Below are 5,844 nucleotides of genomic sequence, written 5' to 3'. Positions count from 1 at the left end.
TATGTACGCATGGTGTCGATGAAGTTACGCCGCGCAATGAATGGTCTGAGGTTCGCGCTTTTCCCGCAGGTAGCAGCCATGATGGCGCCGCGCCTGGTGATGCTGTTGATCATGGGAGCGGCCAGTCCGCCGAGCGGACAGGGGGTGCGATCTGTCAAGCTCGTAGCGAACGAAGCACGTCGAGGATCGGCGGTGACGCGGGGCCGATCCTGCCGATCGGCAGGATCGGCCCCGCGTCGACTCACGCGCAGGCGCGCCCCGGTCGGATGGAAGGAGATGCTCGCCATGGCCTCGCGCTTAGCGCGATCTGACGAGAAGGACGAGAAGGTCGATCGGCGGGTCCGGGTGCAGGGGGAGCCGGTCGACTCCTACCCGCAGCTGCCACCGGAGGTCGGCCGCGGTTCCATCCGCAGGATCACCGTTGTCGGTGAGCCTGTTCTGCACCGGCCCTGTAAGAAAATCACCGAGTTCGGGACCGCGGAGCTCGCTGCGCTGATCGACGACATGTTCACCACCATGTACGGCGCCGAAGGTGTCGGACTCGCGGCGAACCAGATCGACGTTGACGCCGCGGTCTTCGTCTACGACTGCACCGACGAGGATGGTGTGCGGCACGTGGGCCATCTGGTCAACCCCGTCCTGGAGGAGGCGCCGCCGACGGAGCGCCGGCTCGTCAAGGGAGATGAGGGGTGCCTGTCTGTTCCGGGGGCCTACATGGAGGTCGCCCGGCTCGGGCATGCCGCTGTCCGCGGTCAGGACCAGCACGGTGCCCCGCTCCGCCTGGAGGGAACCGGCTATTTCGCCCGTTGCCTGCAGCATGAGACCGATCACCTGTACGGCAGCCTCTACATAGACCGGCTGTCGAGCCGCGGACGCAAGAAGGCCCTCCGCGAGATGGAGGAGCGGACCGAGGAGATCTTCGCCCGCCGGGTCGAGGTGGCCGCCCAGCTCGGCAGGTAGCGTGCCACTGGCGCGCGCTACCTGTCCTACGAGAAAGGCTACCTGTCCTGCGAGAAAGAGGGAGTCGGCGGTGGATGTGGTGTTGCGGCGGGCGGCCGAGGCGGCGACGGGCTTCATGCCCGCGGAGGATGGCCTGGCGCTCTACGCGGCGGCGACGCGGGTATCGGCCGGCGGCCTGATCTGCGAGGTCGGCACCTACTGCGGTAAGTCGACCCTGTACCTGGCCGCGGCCGCCCGGACGGTGGGGGCGACGATGGTCACCGTGGATCATCATCGCGGGTCGGAGGAGAACCAACCCGGGTGGGAGTACCACGATGCCGATCTCGTCGACCCGCGTAGCGGCCGGCTGGACACGCTGCCCTTCCTGCGGCGGACGCTGGAGGACGCGGGCGTCGAGGACGTCGTGACGGCGGTCGTCGGCCGCTCCGAACGGGTGGGGCGATGGTGGTCGACCCCGGCCGACCTGCTCTTCCTCGACGGTGGGCACACCGAGGAGCAGGCCCAGGCGGACTACGAGGCCTGGGGCCGCCATGTGCGGCCCGGCGGTCTCCTGGCCATCCACGACGTCTTTCCGAACCCGGCGGACGGGGGCCAGGCACCCTACCACGTTCTGGTGCGAGCGCTGGCGGAGGGCTTCCGCGAGCTGTCGTGCGCGGGTTCGCTGCGCGTCCTACGCCGCGTCGACTGAGCGGCATCCGCAGGCCGGCCGCTGCCGAGGAAGCCGGCGCTCGGCGGGTGTCCCCACCTCCGTCCCCACCTCCGCCCGCGGCTCCGTCCGCGGCTCCGGAAGCCGCCTGCCGCCCTGCCGAGGCTCGTCGGACTCCTTGTCGAGGACACAGATCCCCTCGGGGAGGTCGTCGCCGCGGAAGAGGGTCTCGGTGACCCCGCCGGCCAACGTGTCGACCGCGAGGATCACCGCCGCCGCGGTCCAGGTTGACTGTTCGGCCGGCCAGAACGTCGCGGTCTCGAACTGCCAGCCCGTCCAGTAGCTCCCGTCGGCGTGCCGCAGGTGCTGCATGTCCATGACCAGCTTGGTCGCCGCGGCGGTCTCGCCCACGAGATGCAGGGCGATGGCGAGTTCGCAGGTCTCGGCCCCCGTGACCCAGGGCTCGTCAGCCACGCAGCGGATACCCAGACCGTCGACGACGAAGTCGTCCCACCGGCTGGTGAGCCGGGACCGACCCGCGGACCGGCGCAGCGCTCCGCCGATCACCGGGTAGTACCAGTCCATCGACCACCGGTCGCGGGGGGCGAAGTACTCCGGGTGAGCGACGAGGGTGTGCCGCAGCGCGCCGGTCGCCCGTTCCCAGGCCGGTGGCACCTCCCCGACCAGGGCGGCGAGCGCCATCCCGCAGCGCAGGCTGTGCAACGTGCTGGAGCATCCCGTCAGCAGGGCCTCGGGGTAGTCGACACCGTCCGACGACCGGGCCCACCAGATCTGTCCGGTCGGGCTCTGCATATCGACGACGAAGTCCAGGGCCGCCTCGACGACCGGCCAGATCCTCGTGAGGAAGGCGCGGTCACCGGTGGCCAACCAGCGGTGCCAGGCTGCGGTGGCGACATAGGCGCACTGGTTGCTGTCGGCGAAGTCCTCCTTGACCGCGCCGCCGACGTAGCTCGTCGCCCAGGATCCATCCGGCCGCTGGTTGCGACACAGCCAGGCCCACGCGGCGTCGGCGGCGTCGACCAGGCCGCCGAGGTCGAGGGCCATGGTGCATTCGAGATGATCCCACGGGTCGGTATGGCCACCGGGATACCAGGGGATGGCGCCGTCCGGCTCCTGGACGACGGCGATCGCGGTCGCGGTCGCGGTGAGCGCCTCGGGGGTCAGGACCGGAGCAGACTCAACCGGCCGCACGCGTTACCTCCGGCTTCCTCAGATACAGCACGATGCTCTTGCCGATGATCGGATTGAGGGCCCGCTCGGCGAGGCGGGTGATGCGGGGACGGCGCATCATGTCCCACACCAGCAGCCGGTGGTAAAGCCGCGTCGCCGGATGGCCGTCGTCGTGGACACCGACGAGACACCGCAGCCACCAGTACGGGGCGTGCAGGGCGTGCGCGAAATGGGTGCCGGCCGGTTCCAGTCCCACCGCGGTCAACCGATCACGAAGCTCGTCCCGGCGGTAGATGCGGACATGGCCCCCCTCGACGCTGTGATAAGCCGTCGACAGGCTCCAGCACACCTGCTCGGGGAACCGGTTCGGGACGGTGACCGCCACCCACCCCCCGGGCCGCAGCACCCGGGCGATCTCCGCCATCGCCGCCGTGTCGGCGGGCAGGTGTTCGAGCACCTCGGCGGCGATGATCCGGTCGAAGGTGCCGTCGGCGAACGGCAGCGCCAGCGCGTCACCGCGTACTCCGGCGGCCTTCGCCTTGGGTGGAGCCTGTCCCTCCAGGGCCATCGCGGCGAGCATCGCGTTGACGCCGGCGACCTCGTCGGCGGAGTAGTCCAGCGCGATGACCTCGGCGCCCCGTCGGAACGCCTCGAACGTGTGCCGCCCGGCGCCGCATCCCAGGTCGAGCAGCCGGCAGCCCGCGGAGACGGGAAACCGGTCGAAGTCGACGGTCAGCATGCGTCGGCCGTCAGCCGGTCAGCGTCGACGACGCCGGTGCGGACGCCCCGGCGCCGGGTGCGGACAGCGGTGCTGGCGTTGCGGTGGCTGGTGTTGCGGCGCCGGGTGTGGACAGCGGTGCCGGCATCCCGGAGGGCGGGACGGGCGGCGCCCAGCGGGCCGCCGATCCCAGTTCCGGGACGGGAGGTCCCGGGAAGGGGGAGGTGGGCGTCCCGCCGACTGCCGCGATCCGCTCGGCGTACCAGTCCGCGGTGGCCGCGGCGGCCGCCCGCCAGGAGAACCGCGCCTCCACCCGGCGGCGCCCGGCGGCACCCATTCGGGCCCGTCGTTCGGGGTCGTCGAGCAGGGAACCGATGGCGTCCGCCAGGGCCCCCGCATCCCCCGGCGGGACCAGCAATGCGGCCTCCCCGTCCGGACCGGCGACCTCGGGCAGCGCCCCGGCGGTGGTGGCGACCAGCGGGATCCCGCAGGCCATCTCCTCGACGGCGGGCAGGCTGAACCCCTCGTACAGCGAGGGAACGACCGCGACCTCGGCGGAGCGCAACAGGTCCACCAGCTCCAGTTCCGGCATGTTGGAACGGAACATCACGGCGTCGGCCAGGCCCAGCTCGGCAACCTGGCGCTGGGCCGTTCCCCCTTCGCGGGCCTTGCCGACGCAGACCAGGTGCGCCGAGCGATCCACCCGCAGCTTCGCGAGCGCCTCGAGCAGGACGAGCAGGCCCTTGAGCGGAACATCGGCGCTGGTCACAACGACGACACGGCCCGGAACCGCCGGATTGCCCGAGGGCGCCGGCGTGAAGACGTCGGCGTCGACTCCCAACGGAACCGTGTGCATGACCGCTGAGGGGAGGTTCATGTCTGCGATGATCTCTCGCCGGGAGCTCTCCGACGGGATGACGATGCCGTCCAGCCCCCGCGCGACCCGGGCCTGCATCGGGAGGAACGAGTACCACCGGCGCAGGCCCAGCCGGGACGTGAAGGTGGTTGCCGCGGCGAGGTGCAGGCGGCGATCGACCGTGATCGGATGATGCACGGTGCCCACGACCGGGATCCGGTACGGGCGCAGGGCCGCCCGCAGCGCCAGCAGGCCGTATCCCAGCCCCTGGTTGTCATGGACGATGTCGAACGGCGGTCGGCCCCCGGATGCCCTGGGACGCAGGGCCTGGCAGGCACGCAGGCTGAAGGCGAGCGGCTCGGAGAACTGGCCGGTCCGCATCATGGCGAACTCGACGACGTCCGGCAGGCCGTGGAACTCGGCCAGTCCGGGCCACCGGAACGGGTCGGAGTCCCGGTAGAGATCGAGGCTGGGCAGCTCGGTGAGGCCGACCCCCTCCTCGAGCACCGGGTACGGCGGCCCGCTCACCACCTGGACGCGGTGCCCCAGGGCGACCAGTTCGCGGGACAGATGTCGGACGTACACACCCTGGCCACCGCAGGTGGGCAGACTCCGGTACGATAACAACGCAATCCGCAACTGTGCGCCCTCCGTCCGTCTCGGGCCATGTCCTGGTTCCTCGACGTCGAGGGTGGCGCCGCTTCCTGGCACATTAGGATATTGAGTGCCGATCTTCATTGAAATGGGCCGACGCTGCGTCCCAGAGGTGTGCTTTGCGTCACATTAGGACTCTTCGTCGCGAGTCCAAGATCTGCGGCAACGAGGGAGACTTGCCTATCCAGAGGGTTTTGTGTCCGCTTTATCCCTCTGGATAGGCAAGGTGAGCAGGGGAGCCGGGTCAGTCGCTCTCGACGAGGACCACCTCGGAGGGGATGTTGCCCCGGGTGGCCACGGAGTACGGGCACAGGGCGTGCGCGGCCTCCAGAATCTCCTGGGCGGCCGCCCGCTCGATGCCGGGGATCTGCGCCTCGATCCGCGTGCTCAGCCCCAGGCTGCCGTTGTCGTCCCTGATCAGCCCGACGGTCACGGACACCGCCGAGTCCTTGACATCGATCTTCTTCTCGCGCGCGATGGCCTTGAGCGCGCCGTGGAAGCACGCCGCGTAACCGGTGGCGAACAGCTGTTCCGGGTTCGTGCCCGGCCCGTCGTCACCACCGAGGCCCTTCGGGACGGAGAGTTGGAGGTCGATCCGGTTGTCGCTGGACACCACCCGTCCGTCGCGTCCACCCCAGGCGGTCGAGGTGGCGGAGTAGATCGTGTTCGCCATGGTTGCCTCCGTGCATCCGGTGTTGCCGAAACTCCGGAGAGCCTGTGACATTTATGCAACCAAACTGGTGCCCTAAAAACTTCGCGGCCCACACCTTCGATTGTAAACATTCACCTGCTTTAGCGATCTTGCTGTGGGTGACGGTT

General features: G+C 69.9%; 7 protein-coding genes. 2 read left to right on the top strand and 5 right to left on the bottom strand.

Features of this window, described 5'->3' with window-relative positions:
- A partial coding sequence (locus AC08OQ_RS16170; protein ID WP_476605610.1) for a hypothetical protein occupies positions 1–287 on the bottom strand: 287 nt, incomplete at its 3' end.
- On the opposite strand from AC08OQ_RS16170, the gene def reads away from it, so the two are divergent.
- Both def and AC08OQ_RS16160 read left to right on the top strand, forming a co-directional pair.
- Complete coding sequence (gene def, locus AC08OQ_RS16165) at positions 286–960, top strand: peptide deformylase (protein ID WP_476601933.1); 675 nt, start codon at positions 286–288, stop codon at positions 958–960. The genes AC08OQ_RS16170 and def overlap by 2 nt on opposite strands.
- A gap of 70 nt (positions 961–1,030) precedes the next feature.
- Positions 1,031–1,648, top strand: a complete 618-nt coding sequence (locus tag AC08OQ_RS16160) for a class I SAM-dependent methyltransferase (RefSeq protein ID WP_476601934.1) — start codon at positions 1,031–1,033, stop codon at positions 1,646–1,648.
- Here AC08OQ_RS16160 and AC08OQ_RS16155 read toward each other — a convergent pair.
- From AC08OQ_RS16155 to AC08OQ_RS16140, 4 genes are all read right to left on the bottom strand, one after another.
- On the bottom strand, positions 1,631–2,818 hold the full coding sequence (locus AC08OQ_RS16155; RefSeq protein WP_476601935.1) for a hypothetical protein: 1,188 nt from the start codon (positions 2,816–2,818) through the stop codon (positions 1,631–1,633). The genes AC08OQ_RS16160 and AC08OQ_RS16155 overlap by 18 nt on opposite strands.
- Complete coding sequence (locus tag AC08OQ_RS16150) at positions 2,805–3,536, bottom strand: class I SAM-dependent methyltransferase (protein ID WP_462188623.1); 732 nt, start codon at positions 3,534–3,536, stop codon at positions 2,805–2,807. The genes AC08OQ_RS16155 and AC08OQ_RS16150 overlap by 14 nt, the downstream gene beginning before the upstream one ends.
- 10 nt (positions 3,537–3,546) lie before the next feature.
- Positions 3,547–4,956, bottom strand: coding sequence for a glycosyltransferase family 4 protein (locus tag AC08OQ_RS16145; RefSeq protein WP_476601936.1), 1,410 nt, complete (start codon positions 4,954–4,956; stop codon positions 3,547–3,549).
- Positions 4,957–5,269: 313 nt separating this feature from the next.
- Positions 5,270–5,698, bottom strand: a complete 429-nt coding sequence (locus tag AC08OQ_RS16140) for an organic hydroperoxide resistance protein (RefSeq protein WP_462188621.1) — start codon at positions 5,696–5,698, stop codon at positions 5,270–5,272.
- Between the last annotated feature and the right edge of the window lie 146 nt (positions 5,699–5,844).

This window comes from Frankia sp. CcCS3, assembly GCF_977927575.1.
The sequence above is the reverse complement of the archived record's forward strand: the minus strand, read 5'-3'. Positions and strand labels throughout refer to the sequence as shown.

What these genes read in the sequence shown, in the direction of transcription:
- def (WP_476601933.1), top strand. Translation starts at nt 286, where the DNA reads ATGGCCTCGCGCTTAGCGCGATCTGACGAGAAGGACGAGAAGGTCGAT.
- AC08OQ_RS16150 (WP_462188623.1), bottom strand. Translation starts at nt 3,536, where the DNA reads ATGCTGACCGTCGACTTCGACCGGTTTCCCGTCTCCGCGGGCTGCCGG.
- AC08OQ_RS16140 (WP_462188621.1), bottom strand. Translation starts at nt 5,698, where the DNA reads ATGGCGAACACGATCTACTCCGCCACCTCGACCGCCTGGGGTGGACGC.